This window comes from Pseudomonas sp. PSPC3-2, from assembly GCF_049897085.1.
GTDB classification, from domain to species: domain Bacteria; phylum Pseudomonadota; class Gammaproteobacteria; order Pseudomonadales; family Pseudomonadaceae; genus Aquipseudomonas; species Aquipseudomonas paraveronii.
This window is the reverse complement of sequence record NZ_JAFCVO010000043.1, coordinates 1-1,187: the sequence shown is the minus strand read 5'-3', so window position 1 is coordinate 1,187 and position 1,187 is coordinate 1. Positions and strand designations below refer to the sequence as shown.

Here is a 1,187-nt window from a genome sequence, read left to right as displayed (position 1 = left end):
CTAGTGGCCTGAGCGGTTAATCCATTAATTTATTTTTTATCACACTCAGCTTCGCTTTATGTACCGAGCTAATGATGGCCTCAGCCGTTTTATTCCACTTGAACGGCTTGGCTGAATGCTCATTATGAGCCTCGATAAATTGACGGATAGCCACCTTTAGGTCGGCGACGCTGGTGAAGGCACCCCGGTATAGCGCTCGTCTTTCCAGTTGTGCAAACCAGCCTTCCACGGCGTTCAGCCAAGACGCGCTGGTTGGTGTGAAGTGCAATTTGAAACGCGGATGCTTTTCCAGCCACTGCTTGATTGCAGCCGTTTTGTGGGTCGAACTGTTATCTAGAATCACATGCAGATCCAGTCCGGCTGGCGTGCTGCGTTCAATCTGTTGCAGAAAAGCCAGAAACTCCTTGGCTCGATGGCGCTGGGTAATCCGTCCGATTACTTGGCCGGTCAGGATGTCGAAAGCCGCGTACAGACTCGCCGTACCATGGCGCTTGTAATCATGCGTCCGGCGTTCAACTTGACCTGGGCGTAGCGGCAGCATCGGTTGGGTGCGATCCAACGCCTGGATCTGGGTTTTCTCGTCAACCGACAACACCAGGGCGTTATCCGGTGGGTTCAGATAGAGCCCGACCACGTCGACTACCTTGTCGGCGAAATGAGGATCGTTGCTGATTTTGAAGGTCTTCAGACGATGGGGTTTGAGGTCGGAAGCGGCCCAGACCTGCCGCACCTGCCACGTGGTAACCCGCGCATACTTGGCCATCAAACGGACGCTCCAGTGAGTGGCTTCCTGGGGTACACGCCGGGTGGTCAGTGTCAGGATTTCGTTGATTTTATCGGGCCCAAGTTTGAGTGGCTGGCCGCTGCGCGGCAGATCGCTCAACCCTTCGATTCCCGCCTCTAGATAACGTTTTCGCCACTTGAATACCGTCGGCGGCGTGACCTGCAACTGCTCGCTGACGGCCTTGGGCGTCAATCCGTCAGCCAGTAGAAGCAGGATGCGCGCTCTCTGGGCGAGGCTCTGTTCCAGCGTACTCATACGCAACCAACCTTGCAGGGCGATGAGATCGGAAGGCATTAAAGCGAAGGGGGAAGTCGGTCGGGCCATGCGCATAACCAATCCATGACATTGGACGCACAGTATATCGTTACCATTAGATAAATGAATTAACCGCTCAGTCCACTAG

Annotated in this window: 1 protein-coding gene; it reads right to left on the bottom strand. The window is 54.7% G+C overall.

Going from position 1 to position 1,187, the window contains the following annotated elements; genetic code table 11:
* Positions 1–16: 16 nt before the first annotated feature.
* Positions 17–1,108 (bottom strand): IS630 family transposase, encoded by a 1,092-nt coding sequence (locus tag ACP7CJ_RS28815; RefSeq protein WP_034114923.1) that lies wholly within the window; start codon positions 1,106–1,108, stop codon positions 17–19.
* Positions 1,109–1,187: the final 79 nt, after the last annotated feature.